General features: G+C 59.3%; 25 protein-coding genes. 19 read left to right on the top strand and 6 right to left on the bottom strand.

What is annotated here, in order from left to right; all coding sequences use genetic code 11:
* The first annotated feature begins 43 nt into the window (after positions 1 to 43).
* Genes lpxD through lpxB form a run of 5 tightly spaced genes read left to right on the top strand, consistent with a single transcriptional unit; the run spans position 44 to position 4,431 of the window.
* On the top strand, positions 44 to 1,111 hold the full coding sequence (gene lpxD / locus RS75_RS06605; protein ID WP_045018536.1) for a UDP-3-O-(3-hydroxymyristoyl)glucosamine N-acyltransferase: 1,068 nt from the start codon (positions 44 to 46) through the stop codon (positions 1,109 to 1,111).
* A complete protein-coding gene (fabZ, locus tag RS75_RS06600; protein WP_045018535.1) occupies positions 1,104 to 1,571 on the top strand; it encodes a 3-hydroxyacyl-ACP dehydratase FabZ in 468 nt (155 codons plus the stop codon). The genes lpxD and fabZ overlap by 8 nt, the downstream gene beginning before the upstream one ends.
* Positions 1,568 to 2,383, top strand: coding sequence for an acyl-ACP--UDP-N-acetylglucosamine O-acyltransferase (gene lpxA / locus RS75_RS06595; protein WP_045018534.1), 816 nt, complete (start codon positions 1,568 to 1,570; stop codon positions 2,381 to 2,383). The genes fabZ and lpxA overlap by 4 nt, the downstream gene beginning before the upstream one ends.
* A 3-nt stretch (positions 2,384 to 2,386) precedes the next feature.
* On the top strand, positions 2,387 to 3,253 hold the full coding sequence (locus RS75_RS06590) for an LpxI family protein (RefSeq protein WP_045018533.1): 867 nt from the start codon (positions 2,387 to 2,389) through the stop codon (positions 3,251 to 3,253).
* Positions 3,250 to 4,431 (top strand): lipid-A-disaccharide synthase, encoded by a 1,182-nt coding sequence (gene lpxB / locus RS75_RS06585; RefSeq protein WP_045018532.1) that lies wholly within the window; start codon positions 3,250 to 3,252, stop codon positions 4,429 to 4,431. Before RS75_RS06590 ends, lpxB begins: the two co-directional genes overlap by 4 nt.
* Before the next feature lie 119 nt (positions 4,432 to 4,550).
* On the opposite strand, the gene gltA is transcribed toward lpxB, so the two are convergent.
* A complete protein-coding gene (gene gltA / locus RS75_RS06580) occupies positions 4,551 to 5,840 on the bottom strand; it encodes a citrate synthase (protein WP_045018531.1) in 1,290 nt (429 codons plus the stop codon).
* Positions 5,841 to 6,102: 262 nt separating this feature from the next.
* On the opposite strand from gltA, the gene RS75_RS06575 reads away from it, so the two are divergent.
* Positions 6,103 to 8,574, top strand: a complete 2,472-nt coding sequence (locus tag RS75_RS06575) for a ComEC/Rec2 family competence protein (RefSeq protein WP_234704233.1) — start codon at positions 6,103 to 6,105, stop codon at positions 8,572 to 8,574.
* Positions 8,575 to 8,592: 18 nt separating this feature from the next.
* On the opposite strand, the gene RS75_RS06570 is transcribed toward RS75_RS06575, so the two are convergent.
* Together RS75_RS06570 and lexA are read right to left on the bottom strand one after the other, a co-directional pair.
* A complete protein-coding gene (locus tag RS75_RS06570) occupies positions 8,593 to 9,270 on the bottom strand; it encodes a glutathione S-transferase family protein (RefSeq protein ID WP_045018530.1) in 678 nt (225 codons plus the stop codon).
* Positions 9,271 to 9,723: 453 nt separating this feature from the next.
* Positions 9,724 to 10,446 carry a transcriptional repressor LexA gene (gene lexA / locus RS75_RS06565; RefSeq protein WP_045018529.1) on the bottom strand — a complete coding sequence of 241 codons (723 nt, stop codon included), beginning with the start codon at positions 10,444 to 10,446 and terminating at the stop codon, positions 9,724 to 9,726.
* 210 nt (positions 10,447 to 10,656) lie between these two features.
* Between lexA and RS75_RS06560 the strand changes: the two genes are divergently transcribed.
* The 12 genes from RS75_RS06560 (at position 10,657) to lipA (ending at position 22,277) form a co-directional block, all read left to right on the top strand.
* Positions 10,657 to 11,526, top strand: coding sequence for a VOC family protein (locus RS75_RS06560; RefSeq protein ID WP_045018528.1), 870 nt, complete (start codon positions 10,657 to 10,659; stop codon positions 11,524 to 11,526).
* Complete coding sequence (kdsA, locus tag RS75_RS06555) at positions 11,526 to 12,371, top strand: 3-deoxy-8-phosphooctulonate synthase (protein WP_045018527.1); 846 nt, start codon at positions 11,526 to 11,528, stop codon at positions 12,369 to 12,371. Before RS75_RS06560 ends, kdsA begins: the two co-directional genes overlap by 1 nt.
* A gap of 147 nt (positions 12,372 to 12,518) precedes the next feature.
* Positions 12,519 to 13,793 (top strand): phosphopyruvate hydratase, encoded by a 1,275-nt coding sequence (gene eno, locus RS75_RS06550; protein WP_045018526.1) that lies wholly within the window; start codon positions 12,519 to 12,521, stop codon positions 13,791 to 13,793.
* Positions 13,794 to 14,098: 305 nt separating this feature from the next.
* Complete coding sequence (locus RS75_RS06545) at positions 14,099 to 14,416, top strand: FtsB family cell division protein (protein WP_045018525.1); 318 nt, start codon at positions 14,099 to 14,101, stop codon at positions 14,414 to 14,416.
* A gap of 153 nt (positions 14,417 to 14,569) precedes the next feature.
* The gene (gene pdhA / locus RS75_RS06540; protein ID WP_045018524.1) at positions 14,570 to 15,613 is read left to right on the top strand and encodes a pyruvate dehydrogenase (acetyl-transferring) E1 component subunit alpha; all 1,044 of its coding nucleotides are present in this window, start codon (positions 14,570 to 14,572) and stop codon (positions 15,611 to 15,613) included.
* A 17-nt stretch (positions 15,614 to 15,630) separates the two neighbouring features.
* The gene (locus tag RS75_RS06535) at positions 15,631 to 17,052 is read left to right on the top strand and encodes a pyruvate dehydrogenase complex E1 component subunit beta (RefSeq protein WP_045018523.1); all 1,422 of its coding nucleotides are present in this window, start codon (positions 15,631 to 15,633) and stop codon (positions 17,050 to 17,052) included.
* An 11-nt stretch (positions 17,053 to 17,063) separates the two neighbouring features.
* Positions 17,064 to 17,348: a hypothetical protein gene (locus tag RS75_RS25480; RefSeq protein WP_162484793.1), complete on the top strand. Its 285-nt coding sequence runs from the start codon at positions 17,064 to 17,066 to the stop codon at positions 17,346 to 17,348.
* A 2-nt stretch (positions 17,349 to 17,350) separates the two neighbouring features.
* Entirely contained in the window at positions 17,351 to 18,688 is a 1,338-nt protein-coding gene (locus RS75_RS06530; RefSeq protein WP_045018522.1) for a pyruvate dehydrogenase complex dihydrolipoamide acetyltransferase, read from the top strand.
* 12 nt (positions 18,689 to 18,700) lie between these two features.
* Positions 18,701 to 19,345 carry an SGNH/GDSL hydrolase family protein gene (locus RS75_RS06525; RefSeq protein ID WP_045018521.1) on the top strand — a complete coding sequence of 215 codons (645 nt, stop codon included), beginning with the start codon at positions 18,701 to 18,703 and terminating at the stop codon, positions 19,343 to 19,345.
* Positions 19,346 to 19,403: 58 nt separating this feature from the next.
* A complete protein-coding gene (gene lpdA, locus RS75_RS06520; protein WP_045018520.1) occupies positions 19,404 to 20,849 on the top strand; it encodes a dihydrolipoyl dehydrogenase in 1,446 nt (481 codons plus the stop codon).
* Positions 20,850 to 20,947: 98 nt separating this feature from the next.
* Positions 20,948 to 21,196 (top strand): GlsB/YeaQ/YmgE family stress response membrane protein, encoded by a 249-nt coding sequence (locus RS75_RS06515; protein ID WP_045018519.1) that lies wholly within the window; start codon positions 20,948 to 20,950, stop codon positions 21,194 to 21,196.
* Positions 21,197 to 21,305: 109 nt separating this feature from the next.
* Positions 21,306 to 22,277 carry a lipoyl synthase gene (lipA, locus tag RS75_RS06510; protein ID WP_045018797.1) on the top strand — a complete coding sequence of 324 codons (972 nt, stop codon included), beginning with the start codon at positions 21,306 to 21,308 and terminating at the stop codon, positions 22,275 to 22,277.
* A gap of 159 nt (positions 22,278 to 22,436) precedes the next feature.
* On the opposite strand, the gene RS75_RS06505 is transcribed toward lipA, so the two are convergent.
* From RS75_RS06505 to RS75_RS26860, 3 genes are all read right to left on the bottom strand, one after another.
* Positions 22,437 to 23,366, bottom strand: coding sequence for a DMT family transporter (locus tag RS75_RS06505; RefSeq protein WP_045018518.1), 930 nt, complete (start codon positions 23,364 to 23,366; stop codon positions 22,437 to 22,439).
* Positions 23,367 to 23,460: 94 nt separating this feature from the next.
* On the bottom strand, positions 23,461 to 24,195 hold the full coding sequence (locus RS75_RS06500) for a helix-turn-helix transcriptional regulator (RefSeq protein ID WP_045018795.1): 735 nt from the start codon (positions 24,193 to 24,195) through the stop codon (positions 23,461 to 23,463).
* A gap of 127 nt (positions 24,196 to 24,322) precedes the next feature.
* The gene (locus tag RS75_RS26860; protein ID WP_167341581.1) at positions 24,323 to 24,499 is read right to left on the bottom strand and encodes a hypothetical protein; all 177 of its coding nucleotides are present in this window, start codon (positions 24,497 to 24,499) and stop codon (positions 24,323 to 24,325) included.
* 250 nt (positions 24,500 to 24,749) lie between these two features.
* Here RS75_RS26860 and RS75_RS06495 point away from each other — a divergent pair, with 250 nt between their 5' ends.
* Entirely contained in the window at positions 24,750 to 25,319 is a 570-nt protein-coding gene (locus RS75_RS06495; protein ID WP_045018517.1) for a P-loop NTPase family protein, read from the top strand.
* The last annotated feature ends 8 nt before the right edge of the window (positions 25,320 to 25,327 follow it).

The raw sequence follows: 25,327 nt of genomic DNA, 5'->3' as shown, positions 1-25,327 counted from the left end.
CAGTCCAGAACTGCAACTTTGAACGTTCTGGAGATTCCGTCTGATGGAATACAACGCCTTTTTTCCGCCCCACAATGGACTGCGATTGAAAGATATCGCAGACCGTTTTGGGGCGGAACTGTCTGACGATGCGGCGGGAGAGCGGATCATAAGGTCCGTCGCACCGGTTTACCGGGCAAAACCCGATCAGCTCTGCTATATTCTCTCGCGCAAGAACCGCGAAGAGTTGCCGACCTGCGAGGCTGGCGCCGTTATTTGTGATGCGGCGCTTGCCGATATTCTTCCGTCTCACATTCCCGCGCTGATATCGAAAAACCCGCACACGCTTTTTGCGCAGGTGGGCGCCTTGCTGCACCCTGCCGCCATGCGTCCCGGTACGGTTGTTTCGATGCAGGCCGAAATTTCCCACACCGCGCATGTCGATCCGTCGGCAAAGCTCGAAGCGGGCGTGATCGTTGAGCCGCTCGCCGTGATCGGCGCTGGCGCCCATATCGGCGCTGGCACGCGGATCGGCCCGGGCGTTATCATCGGGCAGGATGTGCAGGTTGGGCGTGATTGCACCATTGCCGGCGGTGCGAGTATTCTTGCCGCTCTCATCGGCAACAATGTGATTATCCACAACGGCGCGCGCATCGGTCAGGACGGTTTCGGTTACGCACCCGGTCCGCGCGGCATGTTGAAGATCGTGCAGATCGGCCGCGTCATCATTCAGGACAATGTAGAGATCGGCGCCAACACCACGATCGACCGTGGCACCATGGATGACACTGTCATCGGCGAAGGCACCAAGATCGACAATCAGGTTCAGATCGGCCACAACGTTCGCATTGGCCGCCATTGCGGCATCGTCAGCAAGGTCGGCATTGCTGGCAGCACCCGCATCGGCGACGGTGTGATGATCGGCGGCGCGGCGGGTATCAACGGCCATATCACCATTGGTGACGGTGTGCAGATTGCGGCTATGAGCGGTGTTGTCGCCGATGTTCCGGCTGGTGCCCGTTATGGCGGGACGCCTGCGCGTCCGATGAAATATTTCCTGCGCGACATGGCCGATATTCTGGCGCGCGCTGAAGGGCGTGATAAAAAAACAGGAGAAAAAAATAATGACTGAAGAAACTAAGACGACGCTCGGCGCGGCTGACATTCTGGAAGTCATGAAGCTTTTGCCGCATCGTTACCCGTTCTTGCTCATCGACAAGATCATCGAGATCGATGGTAATAATTCGGCGATTGGCATCAAGAATGTGACGGTCAACGAACCGCATTTCACCGGTCATTTCCCGGATCGGCCGATCATGCCGGGCGTTCTGATCGTCGAGGCCATGGCCCAGACGGCAGGTGCGATCTGTGCCCGCAGCCAGGGTGAGGGCGGTTACCTCGTCTATTTCATGACCATCGATAATGCGCGCTTCCGCAGACCCGTTGTTCCGGGCGATCGCCTGGAAATCCATGTGGTCAAGCAGCGCCAGCGCGGTAATGTCTTTAAATTCCATTGCGAGGCGAAGGTCGAAGGCGTGCTGGTGGCGGAAGCCGATGTTGGCGCGATGATGATCCCCGAGGACCAGCAATGAGCACGATTGCGGCTTCGGCCAGAATCCACCCGACGGCCGTTGTCGAAGACGGTGCGGTTATCGGCGAAAATGTCATTATCGGTGCCCTGAGCTATGTCGGCGCGAAAGTCACGCTGCACGACGATGTTACGCTGCACAATCATGCCGTCGTTTCCGGCCTGACCGTTATCGGCCGCGGATCGGTCATCTATCCCATGGCGGTTATCGGCGGTTCGCCTCAGGCGGTTCGCCACGACGGTTCGGAAACCTCGCTCGAGATCGGTGAACGCTGCGTCATGCGCGAAGGCGTGACGATGAATGCCGGCAGCTCCGACGGCAGCGGCAAGACCATCGTCGGCGATGACAACCTGTTCCTCGCCAATTCGCATGTGGCGCATGATTGTCGCCTGGGCAGCCATATCATCATGTCCAATAATGTGATGCTGGCGGGACATGTGACCATTGAGGACCGCGCTATTCTGGGTGGCGGCTGCGCCGTGCACCAGTTCACCCGCATCGGTCGTCAGGCCTTCATCGGCGGGCTTTCGGCGGTCAATTACGACGTCATTCCCTATGGCATGCTGAACGGTAACCCCGGCATTCTCGGCGGGCTGAATGTCGTCGGTATGACGCGTGCCGGCATCGACCGTGCGGATATCCATAAGGTCAGGCGCGTCTTCAAGACGATATTCGAAGGCGAGGGCGCTATCCGTAGCAATGCGGCGGCGATCGACCGCGCGGAATATCTCGATTGCCCCCAGGTCATCGAAATTCTCGATTTCATCGGTGCGGATAGCGACCGCGCGCTCTCCTCGCCAAACCGGGGTAAGTGAGCCGTGACAGGCGGCGGGCGTCTCGCCATCGTGGCCGGAAGCGGCCAACTGCCGCTCCATGTGGCGGCGGCCGCGCGCGAGATGGGGGAGAACCCCTTCATTGTACAGCTGCGCGATGATTCTCGTTTCGACTGGAGCGGTTTCGACAATGCCGTGATCAGCGTTGGAGACGTCGCCGGGCTTGGCCGGCTACTGCGTGAAAACCGGGTAGATCGCGTCGTGCTTTCCGGCGCTGTAGCGCGGCGTCCGGAATGGCGGGAAATCCGCCCCACGGTCGGCATATTGCTGAAACTGCCATCCATCGTCCGCACCCTGCTATCGAGCGGGGATGACGCCGTTCTGCAGATGGTCATAAAGGTCATCGGCACGCTCGGTGCAAAAGTCATCGGCGCCCACGAGATCGCACCCGGCCTGCTTGCCACGACCGGCGCTTTCGGCGCGCATAAACCAACCGAGGATGATCTACGCGACATACGCAAGGCGGCGCAGGCGGCACTGGCGCTCGGCACGCTCGATGTCGGGCAGGGCGCGGTCTCCGTCGGTGGCCGTATCGTCGCACTGGAAGGCGTGGAGGGCACGGACGCGATGCTGGCGCGTGTTGCGGCATTGCGCGCTGAGGGCCGCATCTCGCGCCGCCGCAGGGGCGTTCTGGTGAAGCTGTGCAAGCCGCAGCAGGATATTCGCGCCGACCTGCCGACCATCGGCGTGGAAACGGTGGAGAGCGCGCGGAAAGCCGGACTGGCGGGCATTGCCGTTGAAGCCGGACGGGCGCTGGTACTCGATCGCGAAGAAATGTTGAAGGCGGCGGATCAGGCGGGCATATTCGTCTGCGGTATCGATACGTCACTTGATGGAGATATGATGGGATGACGGCGACGTTGAAAGTGGCGGTCATAGCCGGGGAGGTCTCCGGTGATCTTCTGGGAGCCGATCTGATCCGGTCCCTGAAAGCGCGATATCCGGGTTCCATCGAGCTGATGGGCGTCGGTGGCGAGGCGCTGGAGGCGCAGGGGCTGGTCTCGCTGTTCGATTATTCCGAACTTTCCATCATGGGGTTTACGCAGGTTCTGAAAAGGCTGCCGAAGCTCATTTCGCGGATCAACCAGACCGCGCAGGCAATCGTCGCCGCAAAGCCGGATATTCTGCTGATCATCGACAGCCCGGATTTCACCCATCGCGTCGCGAAAAAAGTCCGCAAACAATTGCCGCATCTGCCGGTCGTCAATTATGTCTGCCCCAGCGTCTGGGCGTGGAAGGAATATCGCGCCACTGCGATGCTGTCCTATGTCGATCACGTTCTCGCCCTGTTGCCTTTCGAACCGGAAGCGATGCGGCGTCTCGGCGGCCCGCCGACAACCTTTGTCGGCCATCGCCTCAGCGTCGATCACGATGTGCTTTCGGTGCGGCAAAAACGGGCCGAGCGGTCCCTGCCGGCAAAGGGCGAACCGAAGACCATTCTTCTGCTGCCGGGGTCGCGCTCCACCGAAACGACGCGGCTGATGGAGCCGTTTCAGGAGGCCGCAAAAGCCTTTGTGGAACGCAACGGCCCGACCCGGTTTCTGCTGCCCACCGTGCCGCGCCAGCAAAGCCACATCCGCGAACTGGCAGCGACATGGCCGGAGGAGATCAGGCCCGAAATCGGCATCGACCCCGCCTTCAAGTGGAATGCGTTTGCCGAGGCCGATGCGGCAATTGCCGCTTCCGGCACCGTCATTCTCGAACTCGCGCTCGTCGGCGTGCCGACCATATCGGTCTACAAGACCGACTGGATTTTCACCATGCTGAGCAAGCGGGTGAAAACCTGGACGGGCGCGCTTCCGAACCTGATAGCCGACTACGTCGTCGTGCCGGAATATTTTAACGAGGTGGTACGGGCAGGGTCGATGCTGCGCTGGGCCGAGCGGCTGTCATCCGACACCACCGAGCGGCGGGCGATGCTGGACGGTTATGCGCTGGTGCAGGAGCGTCTGCGCACCGATGTGCCTCCGGGCGAAACAGGCGCCCTTATTCTTCTCGATGTGTTGAACAGCCGCACGGCGCAGGGCTGAACAATAGCGGCCCGTATGTTTCGTACCGGCCGCGTTTCCCTTCTCCAGAACTATACTCAACAAAAAAGGCCGGCGGATGAAAACCCGCCGGCCTTTTTGATATTGGACGGTTTCCCGGCTTAACGCTTGGAAACCGGAACGTAGTCGCGCTTGCCGGCGCCCGTATAGAGCTGGCGCGGACGGCCGATGCGCTGCTGCGGATCTTCGATCATTTCGTTCCACTGTGCGATCCAGCCGACCGTGCGCGCAAGCGCAAACAGAACGGTGAACATGGTCGTGGGGAAGCCGAGCGCCTTCAGCGTGATGCCCGAATAGAAATCGACGTTCGGGTAGAGCTTCTTTTCGACGAAGTAAGGATCGGAAAGGGCGATCTTTTCCAGTTCGAGCGCAACCTGCATGATCGGATCGTCGGAGTTGCCGGTGGCTTCCAGCACTTCGTACATCGTCTTCTGCATGATCTTGGCGCGCGGGTCGTAGTTCTTGTACACGCGGTGGCCGAAGCCCATCAGGCGGAACGGATCGTTCTTGTCCTTGGCGCGGGCGATATATTCCGGAATGCGGTCGACCGAGCCGATCTCGTTCAGCATGTTAAGCGCCGCTTCGTTGGCGCCGCCATGTGCCGGACCCCAGAGGCAGGCGATGCCAGCCGCGATACAGGCGAACGGGTTCGCACCCGAAGAACCGGCAAGACGCACCGTGGATGTGGAGGCGTTCTGCTCATGGTCGGCATGCAGGATGAAGATGCGATCCATGGCGCGGGCCAGAACCGGATCGACCTTGTAGTCTTCGCAAGGCACGGCAAAGCACATGTGCAGGAAGTTGGAGGCGTAATCGAGGTCGTTCTTCGGGTAAACGAACGGCTGGCCGATATGGTACTTGTAGGCCATGGCGGCGATCGTCGGCATTTTCGCGATCATGCGCAGCGAAGCGACCATGCGCTGATGCGGATCGGTAATGTCGGTCGAGTCGTGGTAGAAGGCCGAGAGAGCGCCGACCGTGCCGCACATGACGGCCATCGGATGCGCATCGCGACGGTAGCCGGTGAAGAATCGGCTCATCTGCTCGTGCACCATGGTGTGGCGCGTAACGCGGGTGTCGAAGTCCTTCTTCTGCGCGGCAGTCGGCAATTCGCCGTAAAGCAGCAGATAGCAGGTTTCCAGGAAGTCGCCCTGTTCGGCAAGCTGCTCGATGGGGAAGCCGCGATGAAGGAGAACGCCCTCGTCACCGTCGATGTAGGTGATCTTGGATTCGCAGGAGGCCGTCGACGTGAAGCCGGGGTCGTAGGTGAAGGAGCCCGTGTGCTTGTACAGCGTGGCGATATCGACGACGCTTGGTCCGATAGTGCCTACCCTGACCGGGAGTTCGACCTGCTTTTCGCCAAGTGTCACTGTAGCGCTTTTTTCCGTCATACTTGATCCTCCGAAAACATGCGGGTGGGGGCGTTGAGACACGCCCCGCGGTTAAGCGTCTACCGATTAGCTATATGATCCTTGCGCAGATGCCAAGCTATCCAAAGGTCAAATTGTGCATTGCGGCAAACGCAAACCTGTCGCTTTTGGCTTTCCCGGCGGTCGCAATTCGATCACGGTCAACGCACCGTTAAAGGAAAGGATTGCAATCCCTAACGCCGGCCTGCAAACCTGTTTCCGGTGCGGCAGGGGGCGGCGCAAATTGCTGGGTCAAGGGGAAAAACAGCATTTCGGATATGCCGAAACGTTGCAGGGCGGCTTGCCCGGCACGCGGGATATTCTGTTTCCTCTTCACCGAAGCAGCGATGCCGCGACATATGATACGCCCGCCCTTGTTCCCGGGTGGAACCTTAAAAATACAGCCGCAGAAAAAATTGCCGCCTGCCTGGCCGAGGAACGGGCATTCGGTCACGATTTTCTTTTCATCCCCGTCTTTATCGGCTGCGGCGCGATCCTGTGGTTTTCTCTCGATGCCGCGCCTTCTTCGTTTATTCTGTCGGTGGTATTTCTGCTTGTCGCAGGTCTGGCGCTGCTTGTGAGATATAGCGCCGGCTTTGCGGCGGCGGCCTGCGGCCTCTGCGCTTTTCTTTTGCTCGGCATGCTTCTGGCCGATTTCGAAACCCGGCGGGCGGGAACCGTGTTGCTGGATACCCCCGTCACCACCACCATCACCGGCACGGTGGCGCGTCGGGAAGTCGATGCACGCGGCTACTGGCGGTATGTGGTCCAACTGACCGCCACGGAAGGGCCGACATTGTCGCGTCCGCCGCAGAGGATTTCGGTGCTTGCGCGCGGCGGCGAGCCGGTGGCGCTCGGCGCCACTCTTCGCGGCAAGGCGCGCCTTTCACCGCCATCCGGCCCGGCCTTGCCGGAACTCAACGACTTCGCCTTCACCTCCTATTTCAGAGGCATAGGCGCGACCGGGTATTTCTATAAGCCGCCGCAGACGCTTGCATCACCCGTGGGTAATATTGCGGCTGAAAAGGGTTGGCTGGAATGGGTCGATACGCGTCTTTATGGCCTGCGTAGCGCGATTGCCGAGCGTATTCGCAACACCATCGGCGGAGACGCCGGGGCCTTTGCCGCCTCCATCGTCACCGATGAGAGACAGGCCATCTCGGCCCAGACGATGGAGGCGTTGCGGCTCTCCGGTCTGGCGCATATCGTCGCCATTTCGGGGCTCAACATGGCGCTGGCATCCGGCATATTCTTCGTTGGCCTGAGATTGGCCTTCAGCCTGTTCCCGGCCTTTGCGCAGCGCTGGCCGGTCAAGAAGATCGCGGCTTTCGCGGCGCTGCTGATGACGCTCGCTTATTATCTCATTTCCGGTTTCGCCGTTTCCGCCGAACGCGCCTGGCTGATGATGTCGGTGATGCTGATCGCGGTTCTTTTCGATCAACCCTCGCTCAGCCTCAGAAATGTTGCCATTTCCGCACTGGTCATTCTTATCTTTTCGCCCTCGGAAATCATGGGGCCTAGTTTCCAGATGTCTTTCGCCGCCACCATAGCGCTCGTTTCGGCCTATGCCTTCTGGAGCCGCTGGCGCATTGACCGGGAGCGGCTGTTCATCGGGCGCAAGCCCGTATGGATGAAGGTGGCGGAAACGGTGGGCGCGGTCATCGGCAGCGTTGTCACGACGTCGCTTATCGGCGGCCTTTCGACGGCGATCTATTCGGCCGAACATTTTCATCGTGTCACCACCTATGGACTTTTCGCCAATCTGGCCGCGATGCCGCTGATGTCGCTGATCGTCATGCCCTTCGGCCTCCTCGCCATGCTGCTGATGCCGTTCGGGCTCGATGCGCCGTTCCTGAAGATCATGGGCTTTGGCATGGCTCTCGTTATCGAGGTTGCAAACGAGGTGGGGTCGTGGGGCGGCAGCGCGGCGACGGGGCGTCCGCATGGCTGGTTCCTTGGTGTCGCCTCGGTGGGTTTACCGCTCATGACATTGCTGCGCAGCCGGCTTGCGCTGCTTGGCGTTCCGGTTCTGCTTTTCGCCTTCGGGCTGTCGGTGGTCACGGCCTATCGCGATTTACCTGATCTGTTGATCCACGAGGACGGCGAGTTGGTGGCAATGGTTGAAAACGGCAAGATCTTCACCACAAAAGCTCGCCCGCCGGGCTTTGTTTTCGGCCAATGGCAACGGGCGCTGTTGCTGCCGGAAAAAGCCGTGCCGCCGGTCTTTGTCAGCGGGGAGGGCAGGGTAAATACTATTGGCTCGAAATCGAAACTGTCGCCTGAGGACATGGCGGCGGTGGCGCGGGAGATGACGGCGGCTCTCAAAGATGCCGAAGTCGGCGTCTTCACCTGCAGGAAAGACATGTGGTGTGCGGCAAGCGCGGCAAGCGGCGAGTGGATCATCGTTCTGGAAGACGGCCGTTTCGCCGGAAAAGCATGCGATATCGCCGATATTGTCGTCGTTTCCCGCAGAACCTCTTTTTCACAGTGCCGCTCGGGCGCACTTTTGCTCAGCCGCGATATTTTGCGGCGTCTCGGTTCGGTAGAAATAGACTTCGCGGACAAGGCGCAGGCAGAAGTGGTTGGTCGGCTGCGCGCCGCAATCGCCGGAACGGACCGGCCCTGGAGCCGACATCGTTATTACGACTGGAAAAGTGGCCGTTTCGACCGCGATCTGCCGCAACCCGTCATCCGGCTGCTGGCGGCGTCGCAATGACCCCGCCAGCGCGGACAATCAAACCTTGACGCGCAGATCGGCGGTCACCTCGCCGGTCGCTCCGATTTCCTGTTCATGTGCCACATCGCGCCAGATCTCCTTCAAACCCGCCTCATACCATTCCTGCATGGCGGGCAGGGCGAGCAGCCGGTCGCAATAGGTTTTCGCCGCAGGCGAAAGATCCGCGCCATAGGTCTGGAAACGAAATGCGACCGGGCAGAAGAAGGCGTCAACCGCGGTGAATTTCTGACCGGCAAGATACGGCCCGCCGAATTTTGAAAGACCTTCGCTCCACAGCGCATCGATGCGCTTTATATCCGCCGCAAGCCCTGCATCGGCACCCTTCGGCTTTATCCTTATGCCGACCGACATGGGATAGAGATTGCGCAGCGAGAAAAAGCCCGCATGCATTTCGCTGGCCGCCGAACGCGACCATGCCCTTGCCTGTTTGTCGCTTGCCCAGACACCCTGATGTCTTTCGGCAAGATATTCGGCGATCGAAAGCGATTCCCACACCGTCACACCCTCATCGATCAGGCAGGGCACCTTGCCGGTTGGCGAAAACGTGGTGAAGGCGACGCCTTCGCCGAATGGAACGAGCTTTTCATCGAAGGCGATACCGAGCGTGCGCATCAACACCCACGGCCGCAGCGACCATGAGGAATAGTTCTTGTTGGCAATATAAAGATCGTACATGGCGTATCTCCCGGATATGAGGCGCATTTCTATACCTGCCGGCAGTCCATGGAATATCGAAAATAATCCATGGCTCCCATAAGCTGCATTGATGGATCGTAAGGTGAGGGCACGTGTGGCAGCGCCTCGCTAAATCACCACTCGGAGACGACGAAATATCACCGCGCGGTGCGATGACGTAAATTCACATTTTGTCCGGGGTCTTGCGGAGGTTCCCCCGCGATGATTGCAGCCAACGGCATATACGCCGCTGCCCCACAGTAAAACAGAAACATCGGTATCAAAGGTGGAACCAATTTCCAAAAGGCGTCAGGCGCCGATGCGGCGGGTGTTGGACAACAACTCGTTTATCTCTGGATCACGCCCGTGCTCTAGAACAACTCACCCTTTCAGACAGACGCCACCCTCTAGATGACGCCTGTTGAAAACCGGAGCGCGTCCGGTTTCATCGGATCAATGGTAACGGCGGATGAGCCCGACCAACTTGCCCTGGATTTTCACCCGATCCGGTCCAAAGATACGGGTCTCATAGGCGGGGTTTGCCGCCTCCAGCGCAATGGAGGCTCCCTTGCGGCGGAAACGCTTCAGCGTCGCTTCCTCGTCATCCACCAGAGCCACAACGATGTCACCCGGATTGGCGGTGTTGCCATTGCGGATTATGACGGTATCGCCGTCGAAAATGCCGGCCTCGATCATCGAATCGCCCTTGACCTCAAGCGCGTAATGTTCACCCGTGCCCAGCATGTCTACAGGTACGGCCACATCGTGGGTGTTGTTCTGGATGGCGGAAATCGGCACGCCGGCGGCGATGCGTCCCATCACGGGCACGCTGACGGCTCCGACGAGATCGTTGGCCGCCGCCTTGGTGGCAGGGGCCGGTTCCGGTGCCTTGGGCTTGCCGAGACTGCCCTCGATAACGCTCGGCGAAAAGCCCCGCTGCGGCCTTCCACCCGGCGTATAGGCCTCAGGCAGCTTGATGACTTCCAGCGCCCGCGCCCTATTCGGTAGCCGACGAATGAAGCCGCGCTCTTCGAGGGCGGTAATCAGCCGGTGGATGCCGGATTTCGAAGCAAGATCGAGTGCGTCCTTCATTTCATCGAAGGAGGGCGGCACGCCGGACTCTTTCATTCGTTCATGAATGAAGAGAAGCAATTCCTGCTGTTTGCGCGTGAGCATGAGGAAAACACCCTTTGGAATCGTCGTGGAAGTTGCGAAACAAATACAGAACGGACACTATATGTTCCATATGTGTTCCGCAATCCCCTAAAATTTCGTGAAGCTGCTATCTGTTGTCTTGATGATTTGCCTCATCGTCCGCATTTGTGCTTTTCTTCGCGCCGAACCGTTTCGGCATGGCCTTGCCGCAACGCCAGCAGGAAACAAGTCATGATGAAACCCTATTGCGTCGATCATCTCGTTCTGCCCGTAGCGGACATTGGCGTTGCCGCCAAGCGCCTCTCAAACCTGGGATTTACGGTCGCCCCGGAGGCTCTGCATCCCTTTGGGACCCGGAACAGCTGTGTTTTTTTCGCCGACGGCACCTATCTGGAGCCACTCGCCATTGCTAACCCGGCTAAGTATAATGCCTCGGCAGACAACGGAGATGTGTTCACCGGCAGGGATCGTGCTTTCCGTCAGCGGGATGGTAGGGAAGGTTTTTCGGCTCTTGTCGCCAAGACAGAAGATGCCCTTGCCGACCATGACAGGTTTTTGGCGGCCGGCGTATCGGCAGGTGAGGTCTTCGAATTTTCGCGTCCGGTCCAAATGCCTGACGGTTCGCAAGGCGAGGCCGCCTTCCGGCTGGCCTTTGCAGGGCAGGATGTTGCTTCGGATTTCTTTTTGTTCAGCTGCCAGCGCCTGAAGGCCCTTCCGGGCGACCGCTCGATGCTCGAGCGCCATGCCAACGGGGTTTACGGTCTGTCCGAGATTGTCCTGGCGTTCGGTCGAAAACCCGGCCCGATGCACCTGATCGAAACGGTGTTCGGCTGTGAGGGCAGGGTGTCTGCGGATGGAGACATCATATCCGAAACCGGCAATGCACGGATCAGACTGACCGAAAAGGCGGATTTTGAGCCGGAGTTGAAGGTTGGCTCTGAGGGATTGCGCGGTGCTGGCGTCGTCTTTTCGTCGCACGATCTTGCCGTGACAGAGGCGGTGCTTGCTGCTAATGGCGTGTCCTACGGAAAAGCGGGCGCCGGTCTTGTGGTGCCTGCCGCGCCTGGTCAGGGCGTCGCATTCGCCTTCGAGGAAAAATGATGAGCGTTACGAACAATCTCAAAGTCACTGCCGGAGACGGCACGGCCAAGGTTTCCTTTTCCAATACCGAGCGTTTTTCGCTGATCGCCGGTCCCTGCCAGATGGAAAGCCGCGAGCATGCCTTCATGATCGCTGGCGTCCTGAAGGAGCTTTGCGACAACCTTGGGATAGGCCTCGTCTACAAGTCCTCCTTCGACAAGGCCAACCGCACCTCGCTTTCCGGCAAGCGCGGCATCGGCCTTGAGAATGCGATGCAGGTTTTCGCCGATCTCAAGAAGGAGTTCGGTTTTCCGGTCCTGACCGACATTCACACCGAGGAGCAATGTGCGATCATCTCCGAAGTCGTGGATGTCTTGCAGATTCCGGCGTTCCTCAGCCGCCAGACGGACCTTCTCGTCGCAGCCGCCAAAACGGGCCGTGTCGTCAACGTCAAGAAGGGCCAGTTTCTGGCCCCCTGGGACATGAAGAACGTGCTTTCCAAGCTCAATGAGAGCGGCAATCCGAATGTGATGCTGTGCGAGCGTGGTGCGTCCTTCGGTTACAACACGCTGGTCTCGGATATGCGTTCCCTGCCGATCATGGCCTCGCTTGGCGCACCGGTCGTGTTCGACGCCACCCATTCGGTGCAGCAGCCGGGCGGGCAGGGCGGTTCCACGGGCGGACAGCGCGAATTCGTCGAGACTTTGGCGCGCGCGGCGGTGGCCGTCGGCGTGGCCGGTCTCTTCATCGAGACCCATGAGGACCCGGACAATGCGCCGTCAGACGGCCCCAACATGGTTCACCTGAAGGACATGCCGAAACTGCTCGAGAAGCTTCTGGCTTTCGACGCCATCGCGAAATCCTGAGCGGCAGGCGGCCATACGGGCGCCGTTTGTTCCAATCGATTTTAATGGCGGGCGCTTCGTTTCTACCGTCCGCTGTCATTGTAATTTCTTCGCCATCGTCTAAGACAGGCGACGGAAAATATCTGTTCCATTCCCAAGGGAGAGACCATGACTGCCATTACCGATATCATCGCGCGCGAAATTCTCGACAGCCGCGGCAACCCGACCGTTGAAGTCGATGTTTATCTCGAAGACGGCTCCATGGGCCGCGCCGCCGTTCCTTCCGGCGCCTCGACAGGCGCGCATGAGGCGGTTGAGCTGCGTGATGGCGGCAAGCGTTATCTCGGCAAGGGTGTGGAAAAGGCGGTCGAAGCCGTCAATACGGAAATCTTCGACGCCATCGGCGGTTTCGACGCTGAAAACCAGATCCAGATCGACCAGACGATGATCGCGCTTGACGGCACGCCGAACAAGTCGCGCATCGGCGCCAACGCCATCCTCGGCGTGTCGCTCGCAGTCGCCAAGGCTGCGGCCGAAGCCTCCGGCCTACCGCTTTACCGCTATGTCGGTGGCCCGAACGCCCATCTCCTGCCGGTTCCGATGATGAACATCATCAATGGCGGCGCGCATGCCGACAACCCGATCGATTTCCAGGAATTCATGATCCTGCCGGTTGGCGCGGACAACATCCGTGAAGCCGTGCGCATGGGTTCGGAAGTCTTCCATACGCTGAAAAAAGAGTTGTCCGCACAGGGTCACAACACCAATGTTGGCGACGAGGGCGGTTTTGCACCGGGTCTCGAAAGCGCGCCGGCTGCGCTCGATTTCATCATGAAGTCGATCGAAAAGGCCGGTTACCGTCCGGGCGAAGACATGTTCATCGGCCTCGACTGCGCCTCGACCGAATTCTTCAAGGACGGAAAATACGTTCTCGAAGGTGAGGGCCGCACGCTGGAGCCGGGCGCGATGGCTGAATATCTGGCCGAACTGGTCGCGAAATACCCGATCATTTCCGTCGAGGACGGCATGGCCGAAGACGACTGGGACGGCTGGAAGGCCCTGACCGATCTCGTCGGCAACAAGTGCCAGCTGGTCGGCGACGATCTTTTCGTCACCAACTCCGCACGTCTTCGCGACGGCATCAAGATGGGTGTCGCAAACTCCATCCTCGTCAAGGTCAACCAGATCGGTTCGCTTTCCGAGACGCTGGATGCGGTCGAAACGGCGCACAAGGCCGGCTACACCGCCGTCATGTCGCACCGTTCGGGCGAAACGGAAGATTCCACCATCGCCGATCTCGCGGTCGCCACCAATTGCGGTCAGATCAAAACCGGTTCACTGGCCCGTTCCGACCGGCTCGCAAAGTACAACCAGCTCATCCGTATCGAGGAAATGCTGGGCCCGCAGGCCGCTTACGCCGGCCGTTCGATCCTGCGCGGATAATTCGCATCTGGTTTGCGACACGGCCCGCCGTCTGGCGGGCTGAGGTTGGTGAAAGGCGTATCCACGCATGAGACGTCATCCTCGGGCTTGACCCGAGGATCTACCTTCCAAGCCGCTTATAGATCCTCGCCTCAAGGGCGAGGATGACGCAGTGGAGAGGAGAACTCTCTTTGCAAACGCAGCCCGCCCTCCGGCGGGCTTTTTTGCGTCTATCTGCCGACCGAAAATTTAAGGTCAACGGATAGTTAAACAATCCGCTTTAATCTCGAGACTCAGGGTTATGCGTTTTGAGGCTTCTCTCCGGTATGTGGACCAGACATCATAAAAAGAAACGATTCGGCCGTTTGATCGTTCCGGCCATCACGATCGCTTTTCTTTCCTATTTCGGGTATCATTCCATCCATGGCGACTTCGGCCTTCAGGCGACGGAGCGGCTGGAGCGGCAGCGTATTGCCAGAACGGCAGAGCTTGCCAAGCTGACGCAGGCGCGTGTGGCGCTGGAGCGGCAGGTGGAGCTGTTGAGCGACGGCTCTCTTGAGCGCGACATGATCGACGAGATTTCCCGTTATCAGCTCAACATGTCCCGCACCGACGAAATCGTCATCATGAACACCTATTTCTAATTAACCTAAATCGAGTTAATTAATAAATTATAATTTATTCACAGCACCTTAGCGTGAATATGTGCCATGCGTTTAAAGCATTGCTGCATGGCGTTTTCTTGCATATGGTACGCGCCACTCTATCCATTCAAACGGCAACTCAGGGAGGGATGAATGGCGCCGCGAAAATCCGCGTCCGTATCCGGCCGAAAGACAACGGCCAAGGCCTCTACCGAATTCACCGGCAAGAACAGCCCGGACTTCTCGAAGGAAGAAGAGCTTCACGCCTATCGTGAAATGCTCCTCATCCGCCGTTTCGAGGAAAAGGCCGGCCAGCTTTATGGCATGGGCTTCATCGGTGGTTTCTGTCACCTCTACATCGGCCAGGAAGCCGTTGTCGTCGGCATGCAGATGTCGCAGAAGGACGGTGATCAGGTCATCACCGCTTACCGCGACCACGGCCATATGCTCGCGCTTGGCATGAGCCCACGTGGCGTCATGGCCGAGTTGACCGGCCGCAAGGGCGGCCTGTCGAAGGGCAAGGGCGGCTCGATGCATATGTTCTCCAAGGAGAAGCATTTCTACGGCGGCCACGGCATCGTCGGCGCACAGGTTTCGCTCGGAACCGGTCTCGCCTTCGCCAACAAATATCGCGGCAACGACAATGTCTCCGTGACCTATTTCGGTGATGGCGCTGCCAACCAGGGCCAGGTCTATGAGAGCTTCAACATGGCCGCTCTCTGGAAGCTGCCGATCATCTATATCGTCGAAAACAACCACTACGCGATGGGCACGTCGACCGCCCGCGCTACCGCGCAGTCGAACTATTCGCTGCGTGGCCGGTCGTTCGGCATCCCTGGCATTCAGGTGGATGGCATGGATGTGCGCGCCGTCAAGGCTGCCGCCGATCAGGCATTGGAACATTGCCGTTCCGGCAAGGGCCCGATCATTCTGGAAATGCTGACCTACCGTTACCGCGGTCACTCCATGTCCGACCCGGCAAAATACCGTTCGAAAGACGAAGTGCAGAAAATGCGCTCCGAACACGACCCGATCGAGCAGGTCAAGGTGCGGCTCGTGGAGCAGGGCTGGGCAAGCGAGGAAGAACTCAAGGCCATCGACAAGGATGTCCGTGATATCGTCGCCGACAGCGCCGACTTCGCCCAGAACGACCCCGAGCCGGATGTATCCGAGCTCTACACCGACATTCTGCTCTGATCGGGAAAGGGAAACCCATGCCAGTAGAAATTCTTATGCCCGCCCTTTCCCCGACCATGGAGGAAGGCACGCTTTCCAAATGGCTTAAAAAGGAAGGCGACAAGGTCACCTCCGGCGACGTGATCGCCGAGATCGAGACCGACAAGGCGACCATGGAAGTGGAAGCCGTGGATGAAGGCGTCATCGGCAAGCTCCTGATCGACGCCGGCACCGAAGGCGTCAAGGTCAATACGCCGATCGCCGTTCTCATTCAGGAAGGCGAAAGCGCCGCCGACATCTCTTCTTCCGCCAAGAAGGAAGAGCCGAAGGCGCAGGCCGCAAATTCCAGTTCGGATGCGGCAGGCGGCAAGACCCGCGAAGCAACCGAAGAGCCGAGCGCTGCCAAGGAAGCCGCCAAGGTTCCGGCCGCGCCGAAGATCGAAGTCGCTGCCGACCCGGATATTCCTGAAGGCACGGAAATGGTGATGACGACGGTGCGTGAAGCGCTGCGCGACGCCATGGCCGAGGAAATGCGCGCCGACGAAAAAGTCTTCGTCATGGGTGAAGAAGTCGCCGAATACCAGGGCGCCTACAAGATCACTCAAGGCCTGTTGCAGGAATTCGGCGATCGCCGCGTTATCGACACCCCGATCACCGAGCATGGCTTTGCCGGTATCGGCGTCGGTGCGGCGATGACGGGCCTGCGGCCCATCGTCGAATTCATGACCTTCAACTTCGCCATGCAGGCGATCGACCAGATCGTCAACTCGGCGGCGAAGACGCTTTACATGTCGGGCGGCCAGATGGGCGCACCGATGGTGTTCCGCGGTCCTTCGGGTGCTGCAGCCCGCGTCGGCGCGCAGCATTCGCAATGTTACGCCGCATGGTACAGCCATATTCCGGGTCTCAAGGTCGTCATGCCCTACACGGCGGCAGACGCGAAGGGTCTCCTGAAGGCTGCTATCCGCGATCCGAACCCGGTCATCTTCCTCGAGAACGAAATTCTCTACGGCCAGAGCTTCGAAGTTCCGAAGCTTGATGATTTCGTGCTGCCGATCGGCAAGGCGCGCATTCACCGCAAGGGCAACGATGCGACCATCGTTTCCTTCGGTATCGGCATGACCTATGCGATCAAGGCTGTTGCTGAACTCGAAAAACTCGGCATCGACGTCGAGCTGATCGACCTGCGCACCATCCGCCCGATGGATCTGCCGACGGTCATCGAATCGGTCAAGAAGACCGGTCGTCTGGTCACGGTCGAGGAAGGTTTCCCCCAGTCATCGGTTGGTGACTTCATCTCCAATCAGGTCATGCGCGCCGCTTTCGATTATCTCGATGCGCCGATCCTGACGATCGCCGGCAAGGACGTTCCGATGCCTTATGCGGCGAACCTCGAAAAGCTGGCTCTGCCGAACGTCGATGAAGTCGTTCAGGCCGTCAAAACCGTCTGCTACAAGTAAAGGGGGAGATTGTGAGCAAAATAAAACAAATCCTCCCGGCAACTGAAAATTGGTATCGTGTTTTAGGTTCCAAAGAGACTCCTCAGTTCGAGCGAATCGTCTTTTGGGCTGTTATCAATGACGGTGAAGGCGATGTGATTGCCGGCGTTCCGCGTGAGTATATCGGCGTCATCGGCGCCGTTAGCGAATGGCTGAGCGATGTCGCCGGATATATCGAAGTCTCGCCGTCGCAGCTGGATCGGCTGGCGGAACATCCTGAAGAGCTGGAACAATATAATCTCGTTTGGGGGGACTAGTCATGCCTATCAACATCACCATGCCTGCCCTTTCTCCGACGATGGAAGAGGGCAATCTGGCCAAGTGGCTGGTCAAGGAAGGCGACAAGGTCGCACCAGGTGACGTGATCGCCGAGATCGAGACCGACAAGGCGACCATGGAAGTGGAAGCCGTCGATGAAGGTACGGTCGCCAAGCTGGTCGTTCCCGCTGGTAGCGAAGGGGTCAAGGTCAATGCCCTGATCGCAATTCTCGCCGCCGATGGCGAGGACGTGGCTGAAGCGGCAAAGGGCGGCAATGCCGCTCCTGCCAAAGCCGAGGCCCCCAAGCAGGAAGCGCCGAAGGAAGAAGCTGCACCGGCCAAGGCTGAAAAGCCGGTAGCCGATCAGGCGGCTGCACCTTCCACGCCGGCTCCGGTTGCAAAGTCCGGCGAGCGCATTTTCGCCTCGCCGCTTGCCCGCCGTCTCGCCAAGGAAGCCGGTCTCGACCTCACGGCCGTCTCCGGTTCCGGCCCGCACGGCCGCATCGTCAAGACCGACGTGGAAAAGGCTGCCGCTTCCGGCGGCGCCAAGGCTGCGCCGAGCGCCGCAGCAGGCGCACCGGCTCCGGCACTCGCCAAGGGCCAGTCCGAGGAAGCAGTTCTCAAGCTGTTCGAACCCGGCTCTTACGAGCTGGTGCCGCATGACGGCATGCGCAAGGTCATCGCCAAGCGTCTGGTCGAATCCAAGCAGACCGTTCCGCATTTCTACGTTTCCGTGGATTGCGAACTGGATACGCTTCTGGCGTTGCGCGCCCAGCTCAACGCTGCCGCTCCCGAAAAGGACGGCAAGCCGGCCTACAAGCTTTCGGTCAACGACATGGTCATCAAGGCGCTGGCTCTCGCGCTGCGCGACGTGCCTGACGCCAACGTCTCCTGGACGGAAAGCAACATGGTCAAGCACAAGCATTCGGATGTCGGCGTTGCCGTTTCCATTCCGGGTGGACTGATCACGCCGATCATCCGCAAGGCGGAAGAGAAGTCGCTCTCCACCATCTCCAACGAGATGAAGGACTACGGCAAGCGCGCCAAGGAGCGCAAGCTGAAGCCCGAGGAGTACCAGGGCGGCACGACGGCCGTGTCCAACATGGGCATGATGGGCGTCAAGAGCTTCTCCGCCGTCATCAACCCGCCGCACGCCACCATTCTGGCGGTCGGCGCGGGCGAACAGCGCGCTGTGGTGAAGAACGGCGAGATCAAGATCGTCAACGTCATGACGGTCACGCTCTCTACCGACCACCGCTGCGTCGATGGCGCGCTCGGAGCCGAGTTGATCGGCGCCTTCAAGCGCTACATCGAAAACCCAATGGGCATGCTGGTTTGATCGGAGAGTGAGATGGTGAAGTCGGTCCTCTGCTTTGGCGATTCCCTCACATGGGGATCAGATGCGGAAACGGGTGGCCGGCATAGCCATGACGATCTTTGGCCGAGCGTCTTGCAAAAGGCGCTCGGGCCGGATGTGCAGGTGATCCACGAAGGGCTGGGCGGCCGTACCACCGCGTATGACGACCACACCGCCGATTGCGATCGCAATGGCGCCAGGATTCTGCCGACGCTTCTGCATAGTCATGCACCGCTCGATCTGGTCGTCATCATGCTCGGCACCAACGACCTGAAGCCGGCGATCCATGGTTCGGCCATCGTTGCGATGAAGGGCGTGGAGCGGCTGGTGAAACTGACGCGCAACCATGTATGGCAACTTCCCGAATGGGAAGCGCCGGAAGTTCTGATCGTCGCGCCGCCACAACTATGCGAAACGGCCAACCCTGTGATGGGCGCGATCTTTCGCGACGCGATCGATGAGTCTGCAATGCTGGCTTCCGTTTACCGGGACCTCGCCGACGATCTCGATTGCGGCTTTTTCGATGCCGGGTCCGTTGCCCGCACGACGCCGGTGGACGGCGTTCATCTCGATGCTGAAAACACACGGGCCATCGGGCGCGGGCTGGAGCCTGTCGTTCGCATGATGCTCGGACTTTGACAATAATTCTCGATCGGGACGGTGCGCCGTCATCCGAATAAGACAAGGCAGGATACCTATGGCTCAATCTTATGACGTCATCATCATCGGTTCGGGACCGGGCGGTTATATAGCCGCGATCCGTGCAGCCCAGCTCGGCATGAAGGTTGCCGTCGTCGAGCGCGAGCACCTTGCCGGTATCTGCTCCAACTGGGGTTGCATTCCGACCAAGGCCTTGCTGCGCACCGCCGATGTCCTGCATACGGCTCAGCACGCCAAGGATTACGGCCTGACGCTCGAAGGCTCGATCAAGCCTGATGTCAAGGCGATCGTCGCCCGTTCGCGCGGCATTGCCGCTCGCATGAACAACGGCGTCGGTTTCCTGTTTAAGAAGAACAAGGTCGATATCATCTGGGGTGAAGCAAAAATCACCAAGCCGGGCGAAATCGTCGTCGGCAAGTCCGCCAAGCCGGTGGTTCAGCCGCAGGGTCCCGTGCCGAAGAACACGCTGGGTGAGGGCACTTACACTGCCAAGCACATCATCGTCGCCACCGGCGCGCGCCCGCGCGCGCTTCCCGGCATCGAGCCGGATGGCAAGCTGATCTGGACCTATTTCGAGGCGATGAAGCCGGAAGAACTGCCGAAGTCGCTGCTCGTCATGGGGTCTGGCGCTATCGGCATCGAGTTCGCAAGCTTTTACCGCACCATGGGCGTTGACGTTACCGTCGTCGAGATCATGAGTCAGGTGATGCCGGTCGAGGATGCGGAAATTTCCGCCTTCGCCAGAAAGCAGCTGGAAAAGCAGGGCATCAAGTTCCATCTGGAAACGAAGGTTTCCAAGGTCGAGAAGGCTGCGAATTCCGTTACCGCGACGTTGGAGAAGAAGGACGGTTCTTCCGAGAAGATCACCGCCGACCGGATGATTTCGGCCGTCGGCGTCGTCGCCAACGTCGAAGGCATCGGCCTCGAGGCCGTGGGTGTGAAGACCGATCGCGGCTTCATCGTCATTGACGGTTATGGCAAGACCAATGTGCCTGGTGTCTACGCCATCGGCGACGTTGCCGGCCCGCCGCTGCTTGCCCACAAGGCCGAGCATGAGGCCGTCATCTGCGTTGAAAAAATCGCCGGTCTGCCGAATGTCCATCCGATGGACAAGCTCAAGATTCCCGGCTGCACCTATTGCAACCCGCAGGTCGCCTCGGTCGGTCTCACCGAAGCCAAGGCGAAGGAACTGGGCCGCGATATCCGCGTTGGCCGCTTCTCCTTTGCCGCCAATGGCAAGGCCGTAGCGCTGGGTGAAGATCAGGGCATGGTCAAGACCATTTTTGACAAGAAGACCGGCGAACTGATCGGCGCGCATATGGTCGGTGCGGAAGTCACCGAGCTTATTCAGGGCTTCGTCGTCGCCATGAACCTCGAGACCACCGAGGAAGAACTGATGCACACGATTTTCCCGCATCCGACCATTTCCGAGTCGATGAAGGAAAGCGTGCTCGACGCCTACGGACGTGTGCTGAACGCATAAGTGCCCCCATGATACCCGGCATTGTCTAAGCGTGCCGGGTGTCCCATATGTCTCAATGCCGGTTCCTAAGGGGGCTGGTTCTCTAAGGGAGCGCGGGAATGGAAAACATAGGCTGGATTGCGGCAATCATCATCGGCGGTCTTGCCGGCTGGCTTGCCGGAAAGCTCATGGATATGCGGTTCGGCATCTTCATGAACATCGTTCTCGGCATCGTCGGTTCGGTCGTCGCTGTTGCCGTGCTTCGCACCTTCGACGTTTTCGTCCAGGACAGCAGGCTTGGTTATTTCGTTACGTCTTTCGTCGGCGCCAGCCTGTTGCTGTTTCTGGCAAAGCTGGTCAGGCGCTAAGGCCGTCGTAACGGAATTCCGGAAAAGGCTTACGCTTTTTCTGGAATTGTTCTAAAGCATCGCGTCAACAAATGTGATGGTCGCGGCAAGCGATAGAAGCAGGTTTCTCATGGTCACTATTCTCGACAGGACTTCGTCCGAAGAAAAGCGTATCCGCCACCCGGAAAAGGCCCATCGGCCCGATACCGAGGTCATGCGCAAGCCGGAATGGATCCGCGTCAAGGCGCCGACATCCAAGGGCTATCACGAGACACGCGAACTGGTGCGCAGCCACAAGCTGGTGACGGTGTGCGAGGAAGCCGGCTGTCCGAATATCGGCGAATGCTGGGAAAAGAAACACGCGACCTTCATGATCATGGGTGAGATTTGCACCCGCGCCTGCGCGTTCTGCAACGTCGCGACCGGCAAGCCCAATGCGCTGGATATGGATGAGCCGGAAAACGTCGCCAAGGCCGTCAAGCAGATGGGCCTCTCCCACGTTGTCATCACCTCGGTTGACCGCGACGATCTCGCCGATGGCGGCGCGGAGCATTTCGAGAAGGTGATCTGTGCGATCCGGGCTGCGTCTCCCAATACGACCATTGAAATCCTGACCCCCGACTTCCTGAAGAAGCCCGGCGCGCTGGAGCGTGTCGTCGCCGCCAAGCCCGATGTCTTCAACCACAATATGGAAACCGTTCCGGGCAATTACCTCACGGTTCGCCCTGGCGCGCGTTATTTCCATTCCGTGCGCCTGTTGCAGCGCGTCAAGGAACTGGACCCCACCATGTTCACTAAATCAGGCATCATGGTCGGCCTCGGCGAAGAGCGCAACGAAGTGCTGCAATTGATGGACGATCTGCGTAGCGCCGATGTGGACTTCCTGACCATTGGCCAATATCTGCAGCCGACCCGCAAGCACCACAAGGTCGAAGCATACGTAACGCCGGAGGAATTTAAATCCTACGAGACCGTCGCCTACACCAAGGGCTTCCTGATGGTCTCTTCCAGCCCGCTGACCCGCTCCTCCCACCACGCCGGCGACGATTTCGAACGCCTGCGCGCGGCCCGCGAGAAGAAGCTTCTGGCCGCTGCGGAGTAAGTAGGCGGGCAATCCTCTCGCCTCCGTCATCCTCGCCTTGAGGCGAGGATCCATAGCCGCCGAAAAAGGTGGATTCTCGGGTCGAGCCTGAGGATGACGCCGAGTGGAGGTGTGGCCCGTGATGAAGCCCAGCCAAATGTTCTCGGATTTTGCCTGAACTCAGGCCACAGCCTTCTCCGGCCGATGTGCCCGCATGCACAGGATGACGCTCAGAACCACCGACGAGATCGCCACGATCTCTATGAGGATCGGGCCACGCCCTTCCCACAGGAAACCATAGAGCAGCGCAAACAGCGTCTCGAACAGGATCATCTGACCAACCATGGTGAGCGGCAGCAGGCGGCTCATGCGGTTCCAGAAGGCATTGCCGAGAATGGATGCGGTGAAACCGAGGCCGGCGGCAATGGCCGCGAAATGCAGCCAGTCCTCAGAGCCATGGCTTTCCCCACCGAAGGCAAAGGCCGGGATGGCGAGCGCCAGCGCAAGCCCGCCGGTCACCACGCCTGTCATCATGTTCCAATCATCGGCGCTGACATCGTGAAGGCGTGACAGCCAGCGGGCATTGCCGACCGCAAAGGCCGTCCACGAAGCCAGCGCGCCAAGGGCGCAGGCAAGACCCACAAGACGCGAAACATCCAGCCCTGCATCGTTTTCCGTCAGCGATTGCCAGGAAATGCCGATAATACCGATAGCGCCGAAGGCGAGCGACGGCCACAGGCGCTTGAGTGACACCGCGCCATGATCGCGACTGCCGATGATGGTGACGGCAACCGGCAGGAAACCGATGATGATCGAGGTGAAGGCGACACCGCTCAGTTTCACCGCCGTCGATATGAAGACGTAGTAGGCGATGTTGCCGATCATGCTCAGCCAGCCGAGCGCGATCCACTCGCGCGCGCCGAAATGGGCCGAAACCCGTTTCAGGCGCGGTCCGATGATGATGAGAGAAATCAGCCCGTAGGTGAGGTAACGGGCAGTCGACAGTTGCAGGGCGGAAAAATCCGGCACGAGTTTCGGGGCGAGAAAGATGGCTCCCCAGAGCGCACCCGCCATCATACCGTAAAAAACACCGAGGCTTGTCTTGTTCATGTCATGTCACATCCGCATTCACGATTGCCGCGATGTGCCACAGCCCTTTGCGGCTGTCTTGACAAAAACTCCTGAACGAAGAGATCGGACGGCGTCAGTGAATGCCGAAGGTACGGCGATAGGCAGCGGGTGTTTCGCCGATCGCGTTGCGCATGGCGCGCGTCAGCGCCGTCTGGTCGGAAAAGCCGGCCCGCAGGGCGATTTCGGCAATCGGCAGGGTGGATTGGCGCAACAATGCGCAGACCTTGTCCATGCGCAATTCGGCAAGCCAGCGGTGAGGGGGAAGGCCGAACTCTTCGAGAAACAGCGCATGCAGGCGGCTGTCGCTGATTGCGGCGCAGGCTGCGAGCATCTCGATGGTCCAGGGGAAAAACGGTTCCGCCCTGACGATCGCGCCAAGCGAGCGCAGGCGGCGGCGGGGATCGATTTTCTCATTCGCAAGGCTGTCGACCAGGAGCGGCGCCCAAAGACCGGCAATATCGTCGTGCGGTCCGTCCGATCCGATGACGCGCCGCATATAGGTGATCAGCTGGCATGTATCCTGCGCGATATTGAGAAACGGCATGCGGGAAAATCTCTCCAGCACCTGCTCGGGAACAACAGCTTCGTCGATATCGACAACCAAAGACCGGTTGATCGTCGTCGCTTCCTGGGTATGCGGCGTGCCGCTATGGATGAAGACACCGCGCCCGACGAACAATTCATCCTGCCGCCCGGCCACGTCGATCCGCAGACGCCCGGAGACCGGAAGAACGATCTGCACGAAGCGGTGCCGTTCGCTAGGTCTTTCTTGCGTATAGGTTCTGATATCGGCGGATGCGGCCATCATGAGATTGTCATTTCCATCGTGCAAAGAAATGGCCGCCTCGAAAAGCGGCCGTTTTCATTCCTTGATTATGACATCGTCTTGAAGATTGGGCCAGCCGGCTTTATCGGTCTGCTTTGCAGACTGGCGCTTAACAGTCTTCCTTGACGGTTGATTCGCCGCGTTTGCGCTTGCGCAGAACCGGCTTGTTCTCTCTCGCCTCGCATTTCGCAACGTCGATGAGGTAGGCAAGCATCGGCATTTCGTTCATCGATGCGAGTTGCTTGGCAGATTCGAGAAGGTTGATGATGTTGGAAAAATCGTCCATCGGCTCACTCAGTGCCTCAAAGCGGTTATATGTCGGGTCTGAACCCAAGGATGAATACGCGCGGTGAAAATGGGAGCTTCCAGCGCCTTTGCATCCCAAGGGTGTAATATTAGTCCTAAATAAATAGCAATCCCTGCGAGGGGGTTGCAATAGTTAAATTTCCGTAACGTCGGGTCCGGGAGCCGTACCGCCACAGAATAATACTCGCATTGTCAGACAATGGCACGGTGGCGAAGATGAGGTTTATTCGATGCCGAACTATCTTAAAAACGTGGAGGACGCGGCCGGGATTATCGCGTCTGCGCAACGTATCATGGTTGTCGGCTGCTCCGGCGGAGGCAAGTCGACGCTGTCGCAAAAGCTCGCAGCCGCCTTCGGGCTGCGTTACATCTCCCTGGACCGTGACATTTTCTGGTTGCCCGGCTGGCAGGCGCGTCCGCGCGAAGAACAGCGGCAGAGGATCGCCGCCATCATCACCGGGGAACGATGGCTGATGGACGGCAGCAATCCGTCGTCTTTCGATATGCGTCTGCCGAGATCCGATATCGTCCTTTGGGTGCGCATGCCGCGCTGGCTCTGCCTGTGGGGCGCCGTCAGCCGGATCGCCAAGGGTTATGGCAAGGCGCGGCCCGAAATGGCGGCGGGTTGTCCGGAAAGAATAGACCTCGATTTCCTGCGCTATATCTGGAATTTCGAACGCCGCCACGCCCCTATCTTCGAGCAAAATTTCGCGCTTTATGGCCCCAACGTACCGGTATTTCAGCTAAAAAGCCGAAAACAGTTTCGCCGCCTTCTTGATCTTCTTGTTATCGAGGATTAACTGCCGCT

The organism is Rhizobium nepotum 39/7 (assembly GCF_000949865.1).
GTDB lineage: Bacteria > Pseudomonadota > Alphaproteobacteria > Rhizobiales > Rhizobiaceae > Agrobacterium > Agrobacterium nepotum.
Note: the sequence above shows the minus strand (reverse complement) of the source record. Positions and strands in the feature narration are given on the sequence as shown.